Genomic DNA, 22,291 nt, shown 5'->3' on the forward strand with positions numbered 1-22,291 from the left:
ACCCATGGAAACCCTCAACGTAGTCATCGCAGACGATCACCCCATCGTGCTGGTCGGGGTGCGGGAACTGGTCGAGCGTGATGAGCGCTTTCGCGTGGTGGGCGAAGCCGTGTGCTCCAACGAACTGGTGACGTTGCTGGAAAACACCGAGGTGGATCTGGTGATCACCGACTTCAACATGCCGGCAGACTCGCCCTACGGCGATGGCCTGAAGCTGTTGGAATACCTGGTACGACACTTTCCCAGGGTGCGCGTGCTGGTGCTGACCATGATCTCCAACCCACTGATCCTCACACGGTTGCAGGAACTGGGTGTCCTCGCTGTGATCCAGAAAAACCAGCTGCACGTGGAGATCCAGGCTGCGCTCAAGGCCATCGCGCGCGGCAACCCGATTCGCAGCAATGGGCCGCGGCCGACCTCGGTGCTGGAGTCGTTCGACCTCGACCAGCGCTTCACCCGGTTGTCACCCAAGGAGCATGAGATTCTGCGGCTGTTTGTCTCCGGGCAAAGCGTCAATGAGATTGCCCGTGGATTGAACCGCAGCGCCAAAACCATCAGCACGCAAAAAGTCGCGGCCATGCGCAAGTTGGAGGTCAGCAGCGACCAGGACTTATTGGCTTATTGCATAGAGCGCAACTTGTTTAACTAACGTTCACTTCTAGGGATCGTCTGATGTCCCACTCAGGGCCTGCGCCTTATTGTGTTGTTTTAACCCCAACCATGGAAAAACAACATGAAGCAGTTCTCTCGCGCACTCTTGGCTCTGTCGGTATTTGCCGCAGTTAATGCATTCGCCGCCGGCGAACCCACCGCGCCAACCAAAGCCGGCAGCGGCACCATCAGTTTCACCGGCAGCATCAACAATGATGCCTGTTCCGTTGAAGGCGCTGGTCTGAACAAAACCATCTCGATCAACATGGGTGAAGTGTCCATCAAGGACATGGGCACCGCGACCGCGCCAAAAGGTAGCGGCACTCTGAGCGCCGAGAACTTCGACATGAAGATCAGCTGCAACGCCGGCACCAAGGTGGCGATGATCTTCGAACCGACCAAAGGCGCAGGTTCGGGCATCGTTGCCGGCACCAAAGTGTTGAAGCTGATCGACGGCCTGGGCTCAGCCAAGAACGTCGGTATCGCGCTGCTTGACGCCAACGGCGCGCTGATCGACCTGAGCTCGCCGACCACCGCGAAGATCGAAAACACCCTGCAGGACAGCAACACCACGCTGAAATTCTCGGCCGCCTATGTCACCACGGCCGACATTGCATCCGTCGTAGCGGGTCGCGGCGACGCCACCCTGCCATTCACCCTGCAATACGAATAACCCCCCAGCGTCGCGGGGCCTTCGGGCCCCGCACACCTCTCGAACGTAGTGGTAGCCATCATGTTATTTCGTCATTCTCTGTCCCTCTGCGCGGGCCTGCTGGGCCTGCTTGCGGTCAGCCAGGCCACGGCCGGCATTTCGTTGAGCAGCACACGGCTGGTGTTCGATGGCCAACACAAAGAAGCCGGTATCACAGTGCGTAACAACGGTGAAGACGTGCTGATCCAATCCTGGGTCGACACCGACAGCGCTGCTGCCGGCACCGTGCCGTTTGCCGTTACCCCACCGCTGGCGCGGGTCACGGCCAATGAGCAACAGCTGTTGCGGGTAATTTATGCTGGCGCCGGCTTGCCCACCGACCGGGAATCGGTGGTGTGGCTCAACGTGCAGGAAATCCCCCAGGCCTCGAAAACCCAGAACACCTTGCAGCTTGCCGTGCGCCAGCGCATCAAGGTGTTCTTTCGCCCCGCCGGCTTGAAAAACAACGCCTACCTGGCACCGACCGAACTGCTCTGGCAGTTGGCCGAGCACGACGGCAAGCACGTGCTGCGGGTCACCAACCCGGGGATTTATCACGTGTCGATTGCCGACATTACCCTGCAAGCCGGTGCTGTCAGTGAACACCCGTTCGATTCGCTAATGATTGGGCCGGGCGAACTAAAAGAGTTCAATCTTAAACAACTTAATTCAAGCCAGCCGTCACGCTTGATATTCGGCAGCATTAACGACTATGGCGCGCAAGATCGTTATTCCGCGCAACTGGTTAACGGCGCGCCTACATCAGCAAGTTTGAACACAGAATCACCATAAAGCGCCTGACGTTCGCGCAGCCGCACTTTCACTGTATTTCTCTTCGCTCCGTTAGTTCGTATCGGAGGTGATATAGGGTTCCTGCATGTTTTTATTCAAGCGCGATGGATTGGCGCCGTTATTGATTGCCCTGGGCTTCACCTCATTGTGCCAGGCCGATGGCGACGAACAATTCAATACTTCGTTTTTGCAAGGTGCGGCGGCTGACGTCGATTTGCACACGCTGCTCGCCAGCAGCAGCGTACTGCCCGGTACTTACCGGGTTGACCTGTACGGCAATGAAACCCTGGTTGGTCGGCGCGATATCGACTTTCAGCGCAACCCGCAAAACGGCAAGGTCGAGGCCTGCCTGACCCTGGAGATGCTGCAGCAAGTGGGCGTCGATATCGGCGCATTACAGGCCAGCGGCAAGCTCGTCGATACCGACCCGCATGCCTGCCTGGACCTGCCTGCCTTGATCGAGCATGCCAGCGTGCGCTACGACGTACCTCGCCTGCGCCTGCTGGTCAGCGTGCCTCAACGCGCCATGGAGCGTGGGCGGCGCGGCTACGTCGACCCTGCGCTGTGGGACGAAGGCGTGCCTGCGGCGTTCATCAATTACCAATTGAGCAGCAACCGCAACAGTACTGACGCCGATACCACGCTCTCGAATAACCTGGGCTTGCGCAACGGCATCAACCTGGGCGCGTGGCGCCTGCGCAACGAATCGAACTTCAACAGCAGCACCGACCGCCCCAGTACGTTCAAGAGCAACCGCACCTACCTGCAACATGACGTGACTGCCTTGAAGGGCCAGTTCAGTGCCGGGGATATTTTCTCGGACACCGACCTGTTCGACAGCGTGCGCTATCGCGGTCTCAAGCTGGCCTCCGACGACGGCATGCGCGCCGACAGCGAGCGTGGCTACGCGCCGATCATCCGTGGCATTGCGCAATCGAGCGCCACGGTGGAAATCCGCCAGAACAATTACATCCTCTACACCGCCAACGTGCCGCCGGGCCCGTTCGAGATCAGCGACATTTACCCCAGCGGCTCCAACGGCGACCTGGAAGTGACGGTCATCGAGGCTGACGGCCGTCGCCGGGTCACGGTGCAGGCATTTTCCAGCCTGCCGATCATGGTGCGTGAAGGCCAGTTGAAATACAGCCTCTCCGCCGGCCAGTACAACAGCAATGACGACGGGCAAGAAAAACCGCAATTTGTCAGCAGCACCCTGGCCTATGGCATCAGCAGCAACCTGTCGGGGATTGTCGGCGTACAAGCCACGCAGGACTTCCAGGCGTTGTCCGTGGGGGCTGGACGCAACACGTCGATCGGCGCGGTATCGCTGGACATGACCCACTCCGTCAGCCGCACCTTCGGCCAGCACGTCACGGGCAACAGCGCGCGCGCGTTGTACGCCAAGACCTTTACCGGCACCGACACCAACTTCACCCTGGCGGCCTATCGGTATTCGACCGAGGGCTATCGCACCCTCGCCGACCACGTCGAGGAACTCAGCAATGAGGGCCAAAAACGCAACGGCAACTCCAAGACCCGCACCGACCTGACCATCAACCAGAGCCTGGGCCGCAACCAGCAGTTCGGCAGTGTGTACGTAAATGCCAGCGACCAGCGCTACTGGGGACGCGGCGGTTCGCAAAGCCTGTCGGCGGGCTACAGCAACTACTGGGGCGACGTGAGCTACAACCTCAGCGCCACGCATACCAAGGACGTGGGCAACTACGGGGCGTCGAACAACGACACGCTGATCAACCTGTCCGTATCCTTTCCGCTGGGCTCAAAGCCCCGCGCGCCGAGGGCCTTTATGTCGGCCAGCACGCAGAAAGGCAGCGACACCACGCAACTGGGCGTCAACGGCTACCTGACCGAAAACAGCGACACCTATTACTCATTGCAAGGCGGTAACAGCAGCACAGGCGGCAGCACCGGCTCGGCCAACCTCAGTACCCGCACCTCGCTGATGGACATCAGCGGCGGCTACAGCCAGGGCCGTGGGTACAGCGCGCAGAACCTCAACGTGGCGGGGTCGGTGGTGGCCCACCCAGGCGGTATCAACCTGGGCCAGACCGTGGGCGAGACCTTTGCGCTGGCGCACGTCGAGGGCGTGCAGGGCGTGAAGATCGGCAGCTTTTCCGGGGCAAAGACCGGCCGTAACGGCTATGCAGTGATCCCCAATGCGCAGCCTTACCGGGTGAACTGGATCAGCCTGGACACCCGTGACCTGGGCGCTGACATTGAAATCGATAACGCCACCCAGCAGGTCGTGCCTCGTCGTGGGGCCGTGGTGGTGGCCCGCTATACCAGCAAGAGCGGGCGGCGCGTGCAGTTTGCGCTGTTCGACACGCATCACCAGCCCATCCCGTTTGGTGCGTCGCTGGAGAATGTTGCGGGCAAGCAGATCGCGATGTCCGACCCTAGCGGCAAGGCATTGGCATTGATCGAAGAGGATGCCGGTACGTTGGTGATCAAGTGGGGTGACCAGCAATGCCAGGCGCCGTATACGCTGGGCGAGCGCAATAAGGCGCTGAACTATGAGCAGGCGACCCTGACCTGCTTGCCATAAATCCATCAACGCCACTGATCAAATGTGGGAGGGGTCTTGCCCCTTTCCACATTTTTGTCCCTGTGTGGCTTAGAAGTCACGTTTGTAGAAGATATCCAGGGAGCTGGCCACGCCGCTCGCCACTTCCAGGTACACCTTCTTGCTCAACAGGTAGCGCAAGGCAATGGTGCTGGCCGGTTCGAACACGCCTACCCCATACCGCAGGCTGAGTTTCTCGGTGATCTTGCCGCTGGCCACCACGGCGGTGTTATTGCCGCTGCCCTGGGTGTCGAGTTCGAAGTCCTGGATGCCCAGGTTCTTCGCCAGGTCCGAGGTGACCCCGGCACTGCCCATCAAACCCAGGCCCAGCGCAGCCTGGGCCAGCATGTTGTTGTCTTCACCGCTGGTGCTCAGCGGACGCCCCAGCACCAGGTAGGACAGCGCCTGTTCCTGGCTCATGGCCGGTTCGGAGAAGATTTGCGTGGTGGGCTGTTCCGCGCTGCCACTGAGGCGGATACCGGCGACCACATCGCCCGTCTTGCGAATCGCTTCGATATCCAGGAATGGCTGATCCAGCGGCCCGGCAAACAACAGCCGCGCACGCCGCACATCGAGCTTCTGGCCGTAGGCGCGGTAGCGGCCATCGTTGAGCCATAGCTCGCCCCGGGTGTCGAGGTTGTCGCCGATGTGCACCTGGCCCTGGACCTTGGCGGTGAGGCCGAAGCCCGAGAAGTTGAGCTTGTCTTCGCCCACCACCACGTTGATATCCATCGCCATGGCCATCGGTGGTTTGCCCTCCTCGGTCTGGCTGCCGATGATCACCGTGTCATCGGAAACCTTGACCGTCGACGGCGGCAGCTCGCGCACAGTGATGTCGCCACGTGGGATGTGCACGTTGCCGGCGATGGCCAGCTTGTCGTTCTTCAGGCTGATTTTCAGGTCGGGCGCCACTTCCAACACGGCGTAAGGTTCGACCGTGACCGGCAACTGCGAGCCTTGCAAACTGAGGTCCACCACCAGCGCCTTGCCCCAGTCGACCTGACCCTTGAGGCTGCCCTGCCCGGCCTTGCCACTGTGCCAGGCGCCGTTGAGCTGCACGCTTTCGCCGGCAATCAGCGCCTGCACATTCAGGCCTTCCAGGCTGATGGGCAGTTCCGGCCCGGAGATCTCGCCGCCCACCAGGTTGACGTTGCCGTTGACCTGGGGCGCCAGCAAACCACCGGAAATACGGCCATTACCATTGAGCTTGCCGCTAAGGGTTTCCACCATCGGCACAAACGGCCGCGCCACGGAAAGGTCAAGGCCGGCCAGGTTGAAATTGCCGGTGATCGGCTTGTTCTTCGGCAACGGGTTGAGTTGCGCCTGCACCATCAATTCACCCAACTTGCCGCCACGGAAGTTGAGCTGCGTGTCGATGCGCTTGGGGTTGAGGGTGGTTTCGAGCTTCAAGGTGTCGTACGGGAAATCCAGCCACTGGTCCTTGTCCTTGACGCGCAGGGTGCCGCCACTGGCGTCCACCGAGACCACGCCTTTGGGGCCGCTGTCCGGGAGGTCCAGTTGCAGGTCGGCATTGAGCTTGCCCTGCCAGGCAAAATCCTTGGGCAGGAACGCCGCCAGGCTGTCGATGGGGAATTGCTTGAGGTGGTAGCGCAGCTTCGGCTCGGGCATCAGGCGCTGGTCTTCGCCGCACAGGCTGGCGGGGCCGGACACCCAGCAGTGCGCGGCAAAGGTGAGCTTGCCATCGGCCATGCGCTCGATCTTTGCCGGCGCCTGCAGTTTCCAGTCCTGGCCACCGGCCTGTACACCACCACTGGCCAGGCGCCCGCGCCATTTGCCTTTGTCGAGGTTGCCGTCCAATGCCAGGGCCAGCTTGACCAACGGGCCGGCCAGGTCCAGTTGGACTTTCTGGTGCTTGATATCGCCCTGGGCGCTGGCCGTCAGGGTGCCGACCTGAGTGTCGCCGGCCTGGATACCGCTACCCTTGAGGTCGATTTTGGCGCGCTGGGCGTTATCCAGGTTGGCATCGAGGGTAAGGCTTTGCAGGCGGTTCTCGGCAAACGCCAGTTGCTGGCCCTTGAGGGCGAGTTTGCCCTGAGGCGCGTTGAGGCTGCCGGCCACGTCGAGCCGGCCATTGACCTGCCCGCGCAACTGCGGCCACAACTGGGCCAGGCGCGCCAGCTTGATATCGATCTGCCCGGCCAGGCGTTGTTGCAGGCTGCCGCTGCCGTTGATGCGGTTGTCGCCCAGGCGGATATCCAGGTTGGCCAGGGTCCACTGCTCGCCCGCGCCTTCGGCCTTGGCCGCCAGCACCGCGGTTTGCCCGCGCAGGCGGCCCTTGAGGTCGAGGTCGGCATTGAGCTTGAGTTGCTCGTTCTTGAACTCGCCCTTGCTGCGCAGCGGCCCGGCCAGGGTGCCGGGCAGTTCCGCGACCCAGTACGCCGGGTTCAGCGCCGACAGGTCGAGGGCCGTGTCCCAGGCAATGCCATCGGCAAATTGCAGGTTCAGGTGGCCCTCGGCCTTGCCCTGGCCGGCGGTGAGTTTCAGCTCGGGCAGGAAGATTTGCGTGAGGTCGCCACTGAACGGCGTGACCACATTGAACTTGCCCGCCGGGCCATCAAGGTCGGCCTTGAGATTGCCCAGGTAGTTGCCGTCTTTATAGGAAATCTCGCCATTGAACGTACGCAGGGTGACTTGCGGCTCGTCGATCACCGGATAGAGGCGATGCCAGGGGAAGTTCAGCCAGTCGACCTTGGCATCGGCGCTGAAGCCTTGTTGCCAGTCCAGATTGGCGCTGAGCTTGAGGCTTTGCTTGTCACCGGCATTCAGGTCCAGGCCGGCGATCTGCGCGCCCTTGGCGTCGACCTTGCCTTGCAGCAGCAAGTCCACCGGGCCTTTTTCCGCCGGCAGCACGGCTTTGCCCAGCAGTTGGTAGCCACGGCTCAAATCACCTTGGGCGGTGAGGTCGAGTTGATTGAGTTGCAGGGTGTCGGGCAGCTCGGCGCTAGGCTTGAAGCCGTCGGCGGTGATGTGTAATTGCGCTGGGAGGTGTTCCACCAGGGGTTGAAGTTCTCCCGTGAGCTTGGCCGGCAAATAGCCCGTGCTGTCGGCGTCAAGCTTGAGGGTCTTGAGCAGGTCGCCGTCTAGCTTGAGCGCAACGGTCCAGGGTGCGCCGCCCGGTGCATAGGGCAGGCTAAGGTTACCGCTGGCGCTCAACGGCCAGTCACCGGTGGGTTGCAGCAAGCCGGAAAGGTCCAGCACCAGGCCATCGCGTTGCAAATGCACCGAATCAATCTGCATGCCCGCGGCGGTCCAATGCGCAGCCAGTTGCAGGCCCTTGAGCTCTTCGCTGCCGTTGAACAGCAGGCTGCCGACGCGAACGTCGCCCAACTGGATGGCCACGGGTAGCTTCAAGTCAGGCAGTGCGATGGGGCCGCTGCTTTCTTCGGCGCTCGGTGGAAATTGCAGGCTGACCTGTTCCACGTCCAAGCGGTCGATGCACAAGGTCAGGCGCAACAGGCAGGCCGGCGACCAATCCAGCTTGGGCGCCTGGAGTTCGATACGGCTGCTGTCCTGCTGCCACAGCAAATGGTCGGCGCTCCATTGGCCGCCCAGATGCCCCTGGAAATTGTCGACACTCAAACCCGGCACGCGGGCCAAGGCCCAGCGGCTGCCCGCCTGGGTGCCCAGCAGCGCCCACACTGCCAGCAACAACACGGCAAGGCTCGCCACCACGGCCAACCCCGCTATTTTCACACCACGCATCACAGCTCAGGCCCCATGGAAAAGTGCAATCGAATGCCGCCCGGGTCTTCCAGGGCATGGGCCAGGTCCAGGCGGATCGGGCCGACCGGCGACACCCAGCGGATACCGACGCCAACGCCGGTTTTAAGGCTGGGCATTTCCAGGGTATTGAACGAGTTGCCCTGGTCGACGAAGGTCGCGATCCGCCATTTCTCGGCGATGGAATATTGATACTCGGCGCTCAGGGCCACCATGTAGCGGCCACCGATGCGATCGCCCCGGTCGTTCTCCGGCGACAGTGTCTGGTACTCATAGCCCCGTACGCTCTGGTCGCCACCGGCAAAGAAACGCAGCGATGGCGGCACCGATTTGTAGCCGTTGGTGGCACTGCCGCCCACCTGCGCACGGGCCAGGAAGCGATGGTTGTCCCACAGCGTGGTCAGGCCTTTGACCATGGCGGTGCCGTAAAGCAGGTTGGTATCGGAGCCCAGGCCTTCCTTGGCGACTTTGGTGTCGAATTGCAGACGGTAGCCGTTGTGCGGGTCGATGCGGTTGTCGCTGCGCAGATAGGAATAGCTGACGCCCGGCATCACCAGGTTGCTCAGGCCGGAGTCATTGCCCAGGCGATATTCTTCACGCTGATACTTGAGCGAAATCACCCGGGTCCAGCCGCTGGGCAACTTGCTGTGCCACTCGGGGCCCACGGTGAGCAATTTACTCAGGGTGTCGGTATTGGCGATTTCTTCGTTCTGATAGCCACCGGCAAAGCGCAGTTTATCGGTGAGCGGTGGGTCCAGCGGTATGTCGTACCACAGGCCGACGTTCTGCCGCGGCGCCGACAGCTCGGCTTCCCAACCATAGCTGTGGCCCTGGGGGTTGACCCAGTGGCGGGTCCAGTTGGCTTTGCCACGCGGGCCGACGTCAGTGGAAAACCCCAGGCCCAGCCCCATGGTGCGCGGCTTGCGAGTCTCCAGGCGCACGGCCACCGGGATGATGTCATTGGTCGACGCGGCAGGGGCGGCGTCCACGCGCACGCCTTCAAAAAAGCCACTGGCTTGCAGGTTCTGGTTGAGTTCGGCGATCAGTTCGGAATCGTAGGGCGTGCCGCTTTTGAACGGCACCATGCGTTGCAGCAGCTCTTCGTCAAACGGCGTGTCGCCGGCGAAGCTGACTTTGCCCAATGTGTAGCGCGGGCCGCTGTCGTAGATGAGTTCGATATCGGCGACACCGGCCTTCGGGTCTACCGCGAGTTTCTGGCTTGTGAAGCGCCCGCTGAAAAAGCCGTAGCGCGAAGCCTGGTTCTGGATCAGGCGCTTGGCGTCTTCGTAATGGCCGTGGTTGAGCACAGCGCCGGCCTTGAGGTCGTTGCTGACGGGCACGCGAAAGGTCTTGAGGTCTGCGGCGGGGCCGTCGACCCGAATGGTCACGTTGCGCAAATGCACCGGTTCGCCGGGGTCGATGGTGAGGATCAGGCGCGGGTTCTTGCCGCCCTTCACTTCACTGTCGATCTGTGGCTGATAGAAGCCAAGGGCCTGGGCAGCTTTGCGCGCCTGCTCCTCGGCGCCACGGCTGAACCGCAGCAGGGCCTCTTCATCACGATCGCCCACCCCGCCGATATAGCCTTCGATGTTGGCTTTCAACGCGTCGTTCGAAGGCTTGATCCGCACGTCCAGTTCGCTTTGCGCCAACGCGCCGCAGCTTGTGAACAGCAGAATCAAGCCGCTGGTAAATCTTCCTGGAAACTTCATAGGCGCGGATGCTACACGAGCAAGGGAGACTCTTTGAACTCGGATTTATCTGAATAATTCTGTATTAAGCCGTTGCAGCATGTAACGACTGCGGATTGGGATGGAAAAACACATGTTCCAGGATCGGGCCTACCGCCACTTCACCGATTTCCTCGTAGCCCTGACGCTTATAGAACTCCAGGTAACGTGAATTCCCAGTGTCCAGCACCACACCGGATGAATGCGGGTCTTCGGCACACCAATTGTGCACGGCTTCCAGCAACTGCTCGCCGTAATGCTTACCCTGGAACTGCGGGTGAATGCCCAGCAACGGCAGTACATGTACCGACTCACCGGGCAGGCACGCCAGCACCGCGTGATGGTAGTCGAGGTAACGCCGTGTACCGCGCACGCCGGTGCTCAGCCACATGCGCAGTTGCCAGGCCCAGCTTTCGGTGATGCCCAGGCGCCGCTGCGGTGGCGCGATCAGGGCGATGCCGATCAGCCGGTCGTTGACGAACAGGCCGATGGCCGGCAGTTTCTGAAAGAAGTGCTGCTTGACCAACTCGCGCACGGTGGCGCGCACCCGTTGTTCATAACCGGGGCGCTCGGCTTCGAAGATGTAGGCGAAGGTCGGCTCATGCCGATAGGCCTGGTACAACAGGGACCGGGCCTCGCGGGAGTAACCGCTGTTGAGCAGGCGAATTTCAGCAATTGCAGTTGTAGTGTCCGGCATACCGTCAATCTCCCTGGGCGCGGCTCAAAAGGCAGCGTTCTTATGGGTACGAACCTACACAGCACGAGTCGTTCCCAGACATTAGCAGTGCATGTGCCCTACCGCCACGCTGGCCCCCGTCCGACTTGTCCGCTAGCATCGCCCTTTTGCCAGACTGGACTGCCGACCATGAAAATCGTCTCCTTCAATATCAACGGGCTGCGCGCCCGCCCTCATCAGTTGGCGGCGCTGATTGAAAAGCACCAGCCCGACGTGATCGGCTTGCAGGAAACCAAAGTCCACGATGACCAATTCCCGCTGGCCGAAGTGCAGGCCCTTGGCTATCACGTGTACTACCATGGGCAAAAAGGCCACTACGGGGTGGCGCTGCTCTCGCGCAAGGAAGCCCTGAGCGTGCACAAAGGCTTTGCCAGTGACGAAGAGGACGCCCAGCGTCGCTTTATCTGGGGCACCTTCGCCGACGCGAACGGCCACCCGGTCACCATCATGAACGGCTACTTCCCCCAGGGCGAAAGCCGCGACCACCCGACCAAGTTCCCGGCCAAGCAGCGCTTCTATGAAGACCTGCAGCAGCTGCTGGAAAGCCAGTTCAGCAACGACCAGGCGCTGGTGGTGATGGGCGACGTAAACATTTCCCCGGAAGACTGCGACATCGGCATCGGTGCCGACAACGCCAAGCGTTGGCTCAAGACCGGCAAATGCAGCTTCCTGCCGGAAGAGCGCGAATGGATGGCTCGCCTGAAAAACTGGGGCCTGGTGGACAGCTTCCGCCACCTCAACCCGGACGTGGCCGACCGCTTCAGCTGGTTCGACTACCGCAGCCGGGGCTTTGAAGACGAGCCCAAGCGTGGGCTGCGCATTGACGTGATCCTGGCCTCCAATGGCCTGCTTTCGCGGGTCAAGGATGCCGGGGTGGATTACGAGCTGCGTGGGCTGGAGAAGCCTTCGGACCATGCGCCGATCTGGCTGGAACTGAGCTGATCGCAAAAAGTGGGAGTGGGCTTGCCCCTCCCACATTCAGCCTTGCGGCGCACCCGTCACATTTATGCAACCTGCCTGTCTTATTCTCGCGGCACTCCCTTTGGCTTGAGAAGGTGCCGGCATGAGGCTGCGCGTTCTGTTACTGCTGACCGTTTTTCCCCTCTTCGCCGTATCCGCTCCCCTGCCCCTTCCTGATCAAGGCCCGGCACTGCGTATCCAGGGCTCCAATACCATTGGCGCGGCGTTGGGTCCGGCACTGGCCAAGGGGCTGATGGAGCATCAGGGCTTGCAGGCGGTGCACAGCGAACCGGGCGAAGGCGTCAATGAACAGCGTGTGATCGGCAAGACGCGCCAAGGCAAGACCGTGACCATCGAGGTCGCGGCCCACGGATCGAGCACCGGGTTCACGGCGCTGAAAAAAGCCAGCGCCGATCTCGCCGCCTCGTCTCGCCCGATCAAGGACAGTGAACTGGTCGACCTTGAACCCCTGGGCGACCTGAAAAGCCCTGAAGCCGAACAAGTGATTGCCATCGACGGCCTGGCGATCATCCTCCACCCGCAGAACCCGTTGAACACACTGAATACCGAGCAACTGGCGCAGATTTTCAATGGTGAGGTCAGTACCTGGGAGGCGCTGGGTGGAGTGGGCGGCCCCATTCATGTGTACGCACGGGATGATCAATCCGGCACCTACGACACGTTCAAGGAACTGGTATTGCGTCTGCGTGGCAAGCCGCTTGCCTCGGGTGCCAAGCGTTTCGAGTCCAGCGAGCAGCTGTCCGACGCGGTCAGCCACGACCCGCAGGGTATCGGCTTTATCGGCCTGCCCTACGTACGCCAGGCCAAGGCCGTGGCGATTGTGGATGGTGATTCACAGCCCATGCTGGCGCTCAACAGCCTGATTGCTACCGAGGATTACCCGCTGTCACGCCGGTTGTTTTTCTACCTTCCGCCGTCCGGGCATAACCCGTGGGCCAAGGCGCTGGTGGACTTTACCCAGAGCGCCAAGGGCCAGGCGATTGTGGCCGCAAACGGGTTTATTGCGCAGCAGGTGCAGGCGATCGCCGTGCAACCGCGCCCGTCGATGCCCGATGATTATCAGGGTATCGCCCGCGACGCCCAGCGCCTGACGGTGAATTTTCGCTTTGAAGAAGGCAGCGCCAGCCTGGACAACAAGGCGCGCCAGGATCTGCAAAGGGTGGTGGCGTATCTGAAGAGCCACGACAAGCTGGATAAGCAGGTGACGCTGGTGGGCTTTGGCGATGCCAAGGATGACCCGCAGCGCGCCGCGTTACTGTCAAAGTTGCGGGCGATGGCGGTGCGTCGGGAGTTGGTGAAGAACGCCGTGGTGCTGCGCGATATCCGTGGGTTGGGTGCGCAGATGCCGGTGGCGGCGAATACGGCGGATGAAGGCCGGATCAAGAATCGGCGGGTGGAGGTTTGGGTTTACTGAGGGCTGATGGAGCTTCATTGCCTGATCCGGCCTCATCGGGGGCAAGCCCCCTCCCACATTTTGATCTGTGAACACATCCAAGTGTGGGAGGGGGCTTGCCCCCGATGCAGGCGACGCGGTGTTACTGCCCGCTGCGCATCAGCTCTTTAGGCACGTACTTGCCAATCTCGAACTTGCCGATGGCCGCCCGGTGCACTTCATCCGGGCCATCGGCCAGGCGCAAGGTACGTTGCATGGCGTACATGTAGGCCAGCGGGAAGTCGTTGGAAACGCCGGCGCCGCCGTGAATCTGGATTGCGCGGTCGATCACCTTCAAGGCCACGTTCGGCGCCACCACCTTGATCTGGGCGATTTCACTCTTTGCCACTTTGTTGCCCACGGTGTCCATCATGTACGCCGCTTTCAGGGTCAGCAGGCGCGCCATGTCGATCTCCATGCGTGAGTCGGCAATCTTGTCGATATTGCCACCCAACCGGGCCAGCGGCTTGCCGAACGCGGTCCGGCTGACGGAGCGTTTGCACATCAACTCCAACGCACGCTCAGCCATGCCGATGGAGCGCATGCAGTGGTGGATACGGCCTGGACCGAGGCGGCCCTGGGCGATTTCGAAACCCCGGCCTTCGCCGAGCAGAACATTTTCATAGGGCACACGGACGTTGTCGAAGAGTACCTCGGCGTGACCATGGGGCGCGTCGTCGTAGCCGAACACCGGCAGCGGGCGCACGATTTTCACACCCGGGGTGTCCACTGGCACCAGGATCATCGAGTGCTGCTGGTGGCGTGGCGCATCCGGGTTGCTCAGGCCCATGAAGATCAGGATCTTGCAGCGCGGATCGCAGGCCCCGGAGGTCCACCATTTCTTGCCGTTGATCACCCATTCGTCGCCCTGGCGCTCGGCGCGGGCGGCCATGTTGGTGGCGTCCGAGGAAGCGACGTCCGGCTCGGTCATGGCGAAGGCTGAGCGGATCTCACCACGCAGCAAGGGCTCCAACCAACGTTGCTTCTGTTCTTCGTTGGCGTAGCGCACCAGCACTTCCATATTGCCGGTGTCGGGGGCGGAACAGTTGAACGGCTCCGGGCCCAGCAGGGAGCGCCCCATGATTTCGGCCAGTGGCGCGTATTCGAGGTTGGTGAGGCCGGCGCCCAGTTCGGATTCGGGCAGGAACAGGTTCCACAGGCCTTCGGCCTTCGCCTTGGCTTTCAACTCCTCCATGATTGCGGTGGGCTGCCAGCGGTCGCCTTCGCTGACCTGGCGTTCGAACACCGGCTCCGCCGGGTAAACGTAAGCGTCCATGAACGCAGTGACGCGTTCACGCAGTTCCTGAACCTTGGGCGAATAGGCGAAATCCATGAGCAGCTCCCTTCTCTGAGAGGTTGTTTAGGTCATGCAATCGATGCTAGAACAGCGTTGATAATTTACCTAGCCTATTCTCGGCGTGTATTAACATTCATCACCGATATATGATCGACGTATGGCCACCTAACAATAAGAGCGCTGCGAAATGAATCTGAGCAAGGTCGACCTCAACCTGTTTATCGTCTTTGACGCGATCTACACCGAAGCCAACCTGACCCGCGCCGGGCAGATTGTCGGCATCACCCAGCCGGCGGTGTCCAATGCGCTGGCGCGCCTGCGTGAGACCTTCAACGACCCGCTGTTCGTGCGCACCGCCCAGGGCATGGTGCCGACGCCGATGGCACAGAACATCATCGGCCCGGTGCGCAATGCGCTGTCGTTGCTGCGGGTATCAGTGCAGGAAAGCCGCATCTTCAACCCGCAACAGGCGGCCAAGACCTACCGCATCAGCATGACCGACCTCACCGAGGCGGTTATCCTGCCGCTGCTGTTCCAGCGCCTGCGTCGCCTGGCGCCCACGGTGGTGATCGAGAGTTTCCTGTCCAAGCGCCGCGAAACCACCAAGGAACTGGCCGCCGGGCGCCTGGATTTTGCCGTGGATGCGCCGCTCAACACCGACCCGCAGGTTCGCCACGTCAAGCTGATGGAAGACCGCTACGTGTGTGCCATGCGCAAGGGGCATCCGCTGGCCGGCAAGGACAAGCTCACGCTGGATGACTACCTGTCGCTGACCCACATCCATATTTCCAGCCGGCGCAACGGTCTGGGTCATGTGGACCTGGCCCTGGGCAAGATGGGCATCCAGCGCAAGATCGCCCTGCGCTCCCAGCATTACCTGATGGCCTCGCAGGTGCTGCAGCAGACCGACATGGTCATGACCGTGCCCGAGCGCTTCGCCCGCCGCCATGAACTGCACTGGTTCAACCTGCCGGTCAACGACGTACCGCCGGTGGAAACCCATCTGTACTGGCACGAAAGCACCGACCAGGACCCGGCCAACCGCTGGATGCGCGAGCAGATGATCGAGTTGTGCCAGCAGGTCACGGCCCATGAGAAGAAGCTGGATAAACAACAGGCGTGAGGTTGGCGAGCGTCCTGTGGGAGGGGGCTTGCCCTCGAGGGGTCGCGCAGCGACCCTTGACGTTTACGTCAACCTGCCAGTAGCTTAACGCCAAGACCTCCTTGAGCGCCCCCATGAGCACGACTTACAGCATCTCCGACCTCGCCCGCGAGCTCGACATCACCACCCGCGCCATTCGCTTCTACGAAGAACAAGGCCTGCTGGCCCCGGAACGCCGGGGCCAGGAGCGCATCTACTCGGCGCGCGACAAGGTCAGCCTCAAACTGATCCTGCGGGGCAAGCGCATCGGTTTTTCCCTGGCCGAATGCCGCGAGCTGATCGAACTCTACGACCCCACCAGTGGCAACCACGTGCAACTCAACAGCATGCTGGCAAAAATCGCCGAGCGCCGTGAGCAGCTGGAACAGCAACTGCTGGACATCGAACAGATGAAGCTGGAACTGGACACCGCCGAAGAGCGCTGCACCCAGGCCCTGGCCCACACCCTGCGCCAGGCCGACCACTGATCAGAAGGTAATTGCCATGTCCCTCCCCTCACACGTGCGCCTGGTGGAAGTCGGCCCGCGCGATGGTTTGCAGAACGAAGCCCAACCCATCAGCGTGGCGGACAAGGTCCGCTTGGTGGACGCCCTCAGCGCTGCCGGCTTGCGCTATATCGAGGTCGGCAGTTTTGTCTCGCCCAAGTGGGTGCCGCAAATGGCCGGTTCCGCCGAGGTATTTGCGCAGATCCAGCGCAAGCCCGGTGTGACTTATGGTGCGCTGGCGCCGAACCTGCGCGGGTTTGAGGACGCGCTGGCGGCTGGCGTTAAGGAAGTGGCGGTGTTTGCCGCTGCGTCCGAGGCGTTTTCCCAGCGCAATATCAATTGCTCCATCAGTGAAAGCCTGGAGCGCTTCGCGCCGATCATGACGGCGGCCAAACAGCATGGGGTCAGCGTGCGGGGCTATGTGTCCTGCGTGCTGGGGTGCCCGTATGAAGGCGAGATCGCGCCGGAACAGGTCGCGGCGGTGGCGCGGGAGCTGTATGCCATGGGCTGCTACGAGGTGTCTCTGGGCGACACCATCGGCACCGGCACGGCAGGCGCCACGCGGCGGCTGTTCGAGGTGGTCGGGGCGCAGGTGCCACGGGACAAACTGGCGGGGCACTTCCATGACACCTATGGCCAGGCCATCGCGAATATCTACGCCAGCCTGCTGGAAGGCATCACGGTGTTCGACAGCTCTATCGCGGGCCTCGGCGGCTGCCCCTATGCCAAGGGCGCCAGCGGTAACGTCGCCACCGAAGACGTGTTGTACCTGCTCGACGGCCTGGGCATCGAGACCGGTATCGACCTTGAGGCATTGATTGGCGCGGGGCAGCAGATCAGCAGCGTACTGGGCCGGCCAACAGGATCGCGTGTGGCCAAGGCGCGTAACGCCGGTTGAGTAGCTTAGCCGTGACAATGTGTTACCGCACGCCTACACATCGAGTAACACGGGAACATATTTTGTCGTATTTGCCGTAGGCCAATCCCTACGCAAAAATCAACTCATTGATTTTAAAGGGTTTTAAAAAGTTGGCACGGCTTCTGCTATCTCTATCGCATAACAAGAATAAAAAGCGCCAAACCTAATAAAAATAAGACGAAACGACTCTGACATAACAAAAACAACACGGCAGAGACGCAGCTAACAGATTTTTTTGGAGAAGATGTGCTTCGCAGGGTACGGCATGCCGAAACCCGCAACCGGTCAGAGAAAAATAAAACTACCTCAGGTAGCTGCCCACTGGTTGGATCATCACGAAGAAGCAGATCAGCGCTCAAAAAAATACGTTTGCTCTTGATCCCGGATGGGGGTCGCCAAAAACAGCGGTAAAGGGTAACGGTTGCCAAAAACAACAATAGACCGCCCCTCAATAATAAAAAAAGAGCACGCAACGACAAATTAAAGGGGACCCTCGGGTCCCCTTTGTGCATTCAGGGATTTACTCCTGCCCTGCCCCCAACTCCTCCATGGAAATCTCGCGCATGCGGAATTTCTGGATCTTGCCCGTTACCGTCATCGGAAACTCCTCTACGAACTTGAAGTGCTTGGGCGTCTTGAAGTGCGCGATGCGGCCCTTGCACCAGGTTTGCAGCTCCAGCTCATTGGCGACATGGCCGGGGTGGAACTTGATCCAGGCGACGATAGCCTCACCGTAGCGCGCATCCGGAATGCCAATGACCTGCACATCCGCCACCGCCGGATGGGTAAAGAAAAACTCCTCCAGCTCACGCGGGTACACGTTCTCGCCGCCGCGAATGATCATGTCCTTGTTGCGCCCGGCGATGCATACGTAGCCGTGGGCATCCATGCTTGCCAGGTCGCCGGTGTGCATCCAGCCGGCGTCGTCGATGGCCTCGCGCGTGGCGTCGGGGTTGTTCCAGTAGCCGAGCATCACGCTGTAGCCGCGGGTGCACAATTCGCCGATTTCTCCACGCGCCACCGTGTTGCCGTCTGCATCGATGATCTTGCTTTCCAATTGTGGCTGGGTGCGCCCGACCGTGGTCACACGGCGCTCCAGGTCATCGTCCGCTCCGGTTTGCAGCGACACCGGGCTGGTCTCGGTCATGCCGTAGGCAATCTGGACCTCGCGCATGTGCAGTTCGCTGATGACCCGGCGCATCACCTCGATGGGACACGTGGCGCCAGCCATGATGCCGGTGCGCAGCGTAGACAGGTCAAAGTCGCCCAGCTGTGGGTGATCGAGCAGGGCGATGAACATGGTGGGTACGCCGTAAAGACCGGTGGCGCGTTCTTCGGCGACGGTGGTGAGGGTCAGCAGCGGGTCGAAGCCGTCGTTCGGATAGATCATGGTGGTGCCATGGGTGATGCAGCCCAGGTTGCCCATGACCATGCCGAAGCAGTGATACAGCGGCACCGGAATCACCAGGCGATCTTGCGCGGTCAGGCCCAGGCTTTCGCCGACCATGTAGCCGTTATTGAGGATGTTGTGATGACTGAGGGTGGCGCCCTTGGGGAAGCCGGTGGTGCCGGAGGTGTACTGGATATTCACGGGCTGATCGAAGTGCAGGCTGGCCTGGCGACTGTGCAACTGTTCGGGCGCAATGCCAGCGCCGAGCGCGGCCAGTTGCGACCACGGCATGAACCCTGCGGGCGGGTTGGGATCGAGGCTGATGAGACCGCGCACGTCTGGTTTCAGCTCCTGCAGCATGGCGTGGTAATCGGAGCTTTTGAATGAGCCGGCGCACACCAGCCACTGGCAGCCGGACTGCTTGAGCACGTAGTCCAACTCGCTGCTGCGATAGGCCGGGTTGATGTTGACCAGGATCACCCCGAGCTTGGCACTGGCAATCTGGCTGATGCACCACTCGGCACAATTGGGTGCCCAGATGCCCAGGCGGTCGCCCGTTTGCATGCCCAGGGCCATGAACGCCCGCGCGTGCAAATCGACAGTCTCCGCCAGTTGTCGCCAGGTGTAGCGACGTTGTTGATGACGCACCACCAGGGCCTCGCCATCGGGGAACTGCGCAACGGTTCGGTCAAAGGCTTGGCCAATCGTCATGGCCAGCAAGGTCTTGTCCTGTGAGCCGCGGCTGTAGCTCTGGTTCGGTTGTTCCATAACGACCCCTGTTGTCTTTTTTGTAGGTTGACGTAAACGTAAACTACGATTGACAGCGCCGCAACGCAAGCTTACGTTAACGTAAAGGTGAGCGCCCTCCCCTGGCGCCCCATCTACACAACAACAATGCTCACATTAAGGTGCCTGTCCATGAGTTACCCGTCCCTGAACTTCGCCCTCGGTGAAACCATCGACATGCTGCGCGACCAGGTGCAGTCCTTTGTGGGCAAGGAAATCGCGCCCCGTGCGGCGCAGATCGACATCGACAACCTGTTCCCCGCCGACCTGTGGCGCAAGTTCGGTGACATGGGCCTGCTGGGCATCACCGTGCCAGAAGAATATGGCGGTGCCGGCCTGGGTTACCTGGCCCATGTGGTGGCAATGGAAGAGATCAGCCGCGGCTCGGCCTCGGTGGCGCTGTCCTATGGCGCACACTCCAACCTGTGTGTGAACCAGATCAACCGCAACGGCAATCACGCGCAGAAACTCAAATACCTGCCCAAGCTCATCAGTGGCGAACACGTCGGCGCCCTGGCCATGAGCGAGCCAAACGCCGGCTCCGATGTGGTCTCGATGAAGCTGCGCGCCGATAAGCGCGGCGACCATTACGTACTCAACGGCAGCAAGACCTGGATCACCAACGGCCCCGATGCCAGCACCTATGTGATCTACGCCAAGACCGACCTGGAAAAGGGCCCGCACGGCATCACCGCGTTTATCGTCGAGCGCGACTGGAAGGGCTTCAGCCGCAGCAACAAGTTCGACAAGCTGGGCATGCGCGGCTCCAACACCTGCGAGCTGTTTTTCGATGATGTGGAAGTGCCCGAAGAAAACATCCTCGGCGCGCTCAACGGCGGCGTGAAAGTGCTGATGAGCGGCCTCGACTACGAGCGCGTGGTGCTCTCCGGCGGCCCTACCGGAATCATGCAAGCGTGCATGGACCTGATCGTGCCCTACATTCACGACCGCAAGCAGTTCGGCCAGAGCATCGGCGAATTCCAGCTGATCCAGGGCAAGGTTGCCGACATGTACACCCAGCTCAACGCCAGCCGCGCCTACCTCTACGCGGTGGCCCAGGCTTGCGAGCGTGGCGAGACCACGCGCAAGGATGCCGCCGGGGTGATCCTCTACAGTGCCGAACGCGCCACGCAAATGGCCCTGGACGCGATCCAGATCCTGGGTGGCAACGGCTACATCAACGAATTCCCGGCCGGGCGCCTGCTGCGCGACGCCAAGCTGTATGAGATCGGCGCCGGCACCAGTGAAATCCGGCGGATGCTGATCGGTCGCGAACTCTTCAACGAAACCCGCTGAAGGAGCGCACCATGGCCACCTTGCACACCCAGCTCAACCCGCGTTCGGCGGAGTTTGCCGCCAACAGCGCGGCGATGCGCCAACAGGTCGACGCCCTGCACACCCTGCTCGCCCACGTGCAGCAAGGCGGCGGCGCCAAGGCACAGGAGCGACACACCTCACGCGGCAAGTTGCTGCCCCGCGAGCGTATCAATCGTTTGCTCGACCCGGGCTCGCCGTTCCTTGAACTCAGCCAACTGGCCGCCCATCAGGTGTACGGCGAAGACGTGCCGGCCGCCGGGGTGATTGCCGGGATCGGCCGCGTGGAAGGCGTCGAATGCATGATCGTCGCCAACGACGCCACGGTCAAAGGCGGCTCCTACTACCCGCTCACCGTCAAAAAACACCTGCGCGCCCAGACCATCGCCGAACAGAACCGCCTGCCGTGCATCTACCTGGTGGACTCAGGCGGTGCCAACCTGCCGCGCCAGGACGAAGTGTTTCCCGACCGCGAGCACTTCGGGCGGATCTTCTTCAACCAGGCCAACATGAGCGCCCAGGGCATCCCGCAGATTGCGGTGGTGATGGGTTCGTGCACCGCCGGTGGCGCCTATGTGCCAGCCATGGCCGACGAAGCAATCATGGTGCGCGACCAGGCCACCATCTTCCTCGCCGGTCCACCGTTGGTGAAGGCGGCGACCGGTGAAGTGGTGAGTGCCGAAGACCTCGGTGGGGCCGATGTGCACTGCAGGATTTCCGGGGTGGCCGATCACTATGCCGACAGCGATGAGCATGCACTGGCGCTGGCCCGGCGCAGCGTGGCGAACCTCAACTGGCGCAAACAAGGCCAGTTGCTGCAACGTTCGCCGGTAGCTCCGCTGTACAGCAGTGAAGAGTTGTACGGCGTGATCCCGGCCGACGCCAAGCAGCCGTTTGATGTGCGCGAAGTCATTGCACGGCTGGTGGACGGTTCGGTGTTCGATGAATTCAAGGCGCTGTTTGGCACCACCCTGGTGTGCGGCTTTGCCCACCTGCACGGCTACCCGATTGCGATCCTGGCCAACAACGGGATTCTGTTTGCCGAAGCGGCGCAAAAAGGCGCGCATTTTATCGAGCTGGCGTGTCAGCGCGGCATTCCCTTGTTGTTCCTGCAGAACATCACCGGCTTCATGGTCGGCCAGAAGTACGAAGCCGGCGGCATCGCCAAGCATGGCGCCAAGCTGGTCACCGCCGTGGCCTGCGCCAAGGTGCCGAAGTTCACGGTGATCATCGGCGGCAGCTTTGGCGCGGGTAACTACGGCATGTGTGGCCGCGCCTATGACCCGCGCTTTTTGTGGATGTGGCCCAACGCACGCATTGGCGTGATGGGCGCCGAACAGGCGGCGGGTGTGCTCGTGCAGGTCAAGCGCGAGCAGGCCGAACGCGCCGGTACAGCGTTCAGCACGGAAGAAGAAGCCGCGATCAAGCAGCCGATCCTCGACCAGTACGAAACCCAGGGTCATCCCTACTACTCCAGCGCACGCCTGTGGGACGACGGTGTGATCGACCCGTTGCAGACCCGTGACGTGCTGGCGCTGGCCTTGTCCGCGTCGCTGAATGCCCCCATCGAGCCGAGCCGCTTCGGCGTGTTCCGCATGTAAAT

16 protein-coding genes are annotated in these 22,291 nt (G+C 61.5%); 11 read left to right on the forward strand and 5 right to left on the reverse strand.

The features are described from left to right. The first annotated feature begins 4 nt into the window (after positions 1 to 4). The 4 genes from BMX59_RS17765 (at position 5) to BMX59_RS17780 (ending at position 4,700) form a co-directional block, all read left to right on the forward strand. Complete coding sequence (locus BMX59_RS17765) at positions 5 to 649, forward strand: response regulator (RefSeq protein ID WP_093124016.1); 645 nt, start codon at positions 5 to 7, stop codon at positions 647 to 649. An 84-nt stretch (positions 650 to 733) separates the two neighbouring features. After that, positions 734 to 1,324, forward strand: a complete 591-nt coding sequence (locus BMX59_RS17770) for a fimbrial protein (RefSeq protein ID WP_093124020.1) — start codon at positions 734 to 736, stop codon at positions 1,322 to 1,324. A 60-nt stretch (positions 1,325 to 1,384) separates the two neighbouring features. Beyond that, a complete protein-coding gene (locus tag BMX59_RS17775; protein ID WP_093124024.1) occupies positions 1,385 to 2,134 on the forward strand; it encodes a fimbrial biogenesis chaperone in 750 nt (249 codons plus the stop codon). 85 nt (positions 2,135 to 2,219) lie between these two features. Beyond that, complete coding sequence (locus BMX59_RS17780; RefSeq protein WP_093124028.1) at positions 2,220 to 4,700, forward strand: fimbria/pilus outer membrane usher protein; 2,481 nt, start codon at positions 2,220 to 2,222, stop codon at positions 4,698 to 4,700. A gap of 69 nt (positions 4,701 to 4,769) precedes the next feature. On the opposite strand, the gene BMX59_RS17785 is transcribed toward BMX59_RS17780, so the two are convergent. From BMX59_RS17785 to BMX59_RS17795, 3 genes are all read right to left on the reverse strand, one after another. After that, the gene (locus tag BMX59_RS17785) at positions 4,770 to 8,441 is read right to left on the reverse strand and encodes a translocation/assembly module TamB domain-containing protein (protein WP_093124032.1); all 3,672 of its coding nucleotides are present in this window, start codon (positions 8,439 to 8,441) and stop codon (positions 4,770 to 4,772) included. Next, positions 8,441 to 10,168 carry an autotransporter assembly complex protein TamA gene (locus BMX59_RS17790; protein WP_092244878.1) on the reverse strand — a complete coding sequence of 576 codons (1,728 nt, stop codon included), beginning with the start codon at positions 10,166 to 10,168 and terminating at the stop codon, positions 8,441 to 8,443. Before BMX59_RS17790 ends, BMX59_RS17785 begins: the two co-directional genes overlap by 1 nt. Before the next feature lie 64 nt (positions 10,169 to 10,232). Next, on the reverse strand, positions 10,233 to 10,883 hold the full coding sequence (locus BMX59_RS17795; protein WP_093124038.1) for a GNAT family N-acetyltransferase: 651 nt from the start codon (positions 10,881 to 10,883) through the stop codon (positions 10,233 to 10,235). A gap of 168 nt (positions 10,884 to 11,051) precedes the next feature. On the opposite strand from BMX59_RS17795, the gene xthA reads away from it, so the two are divergent. Both xthA and BMX59_RS17805 read left to right on the forward strand, forming a co-directional pair. After that, positions 11,052 to 11,864, forward strand: coding sequence for an exodeoxyribonuclease III (gene xthA / locus BMX59_RS17800; protein ID WP_093124042.1), 813 nt, complete (start codon positions 11,052 to 11,054; stop codon positions 11,862 to 11,864). Between the two features lie 121 nt (positions 11,865 to 11,985). Then, entirely contained in the window at positions 11,986 to 13,317 is a 1,332-nt protein-coding gene (locus tag BMX59_RS17805) for a substrate-binding domain-containing protein (protein WP_093124046.1), read from the forward strand. A 121-nt stretch (positions 13,318 to 13,438) separates the two neighbouring features. Here the strand turns inward: BMX59_RS17805 and BMX59_RS17810 are convergent, their stop codons facing one another. After that, on the reverse strand, positions 13,439 to 14,668 hold the full coding sequence (locus BMX59_RS17810; RefSeq protein WP_028616890.1) for an acyl-CoA dehydrogenase: 1,230 nt from the start codon (positions 14,666 to 14,668) through the stop codon (positions 13,439 to 13,441). Positions 14,669 to 14,819: 151 nt separating this feature from the next. On the opposite strand from BMX59_RS17810, the gene BMX59_RS17815 reads away from it, so the two are divergent. The 3 genes from BMX59_RS17815 (at position 14,820) to BMX59_RS17825 (ending at position 17,177) form a co-directional block, all read left to right on the forward strand. Next, positions 14,820 to 15,755, forward strand: a complete 936-nt coding sequence (locus tag BMX59_RS17815) for a LysR family transcriptional regulator (protein WP_071491992.1) — start codon at positions 14,820 to 14,822, stop codon at positions 15,753 to 15,755. A 113-nt stretch (positions 15,756 to 15,868) separates the two neighbouring features. Further along, positions 15,869 to 16,261, forward strand: coding sequence for a MerR family transcriptional regulator (locus tag BMX59_RS17820; protein WP_071491993.1), 393 nt, complete (start codon positions 15,869 to 15,871; stop codon positions 16,259 to 16,261). A gap of 16 nt (positions 16,262 to 16,277) precedes the next feature. Next, the gene (locus BMX59_RS17825) at positions 16,278 to 17,177 is read left to right on the forward strand and encodes a hydroxymethylglutaryl-CoA lyase (protein ID WP_093124051.1); all 900 of its coding nucleotides are present in this window, start codon (positions 16,278 to 16,280) and stop codon (positions 17,175 to 17,177) included. A gap of 541 nt (positions 17,178 to 17,718) precedes the next feature. Here the strand turns inward: BMX59_RS17825 and BMX59_RS17830 are convergent. Further along, positions 17,719 to 19,356: an AMP-binding protein gene (locus tag BMX59_RS17830; protein WP_093124059.1), complete on the reverse strand. Its 1,638-nt coding sequence runs from the start codon at positions 19,354 to 19,356 to the stop codon at positions 17,719 to 17,721. 150 nt (positions 19,357 to 19,506) lie between these two features. Between BMX59_RS17830 and BMX59_RS17835 the strand changes: the two genes are divergently transcribed. Further along, the gene (locus tag BMX59_RS17835) at positions 19,507 to 20,670 is read left to right on the forward strand and encodes an isovaleryl-CoA dehydrogenase (RefSeq protein ID WP_093124064.1); all 1,164 of its coding nucleotides are present in this window, start codon (positions 19,507 to 19,509) and stop codon (positions 20,668 to 20,670) included. An 11-nt stretch (positions 20,671 to 20,681) separates the two neighbouring features. After that, a complete protein-coding gene (locus BMX59_RS17840; protein WP_092244856.1) occupies positions 20,682 to 22,289 on the forward strand; it encodes a carboxyl transferase domain-containing protein in 1,608 nt (535 codons plus the stop codon). Positions 22,290 to 22,291 lie beyond the last annotated feature (2 nt).

It is taken from the genome of Pseudomonas sp. NFR09 (assembly GCF_900111535.1).
GTDB classification, from domain to species: domain Bacteria; phylum Pseudomonadota; class Gammaproteobacteria; order Pseudomonadales; family Pseudomonadaceae; genus Aquipseudomonas; species Aquipseudomonas extremorientalis.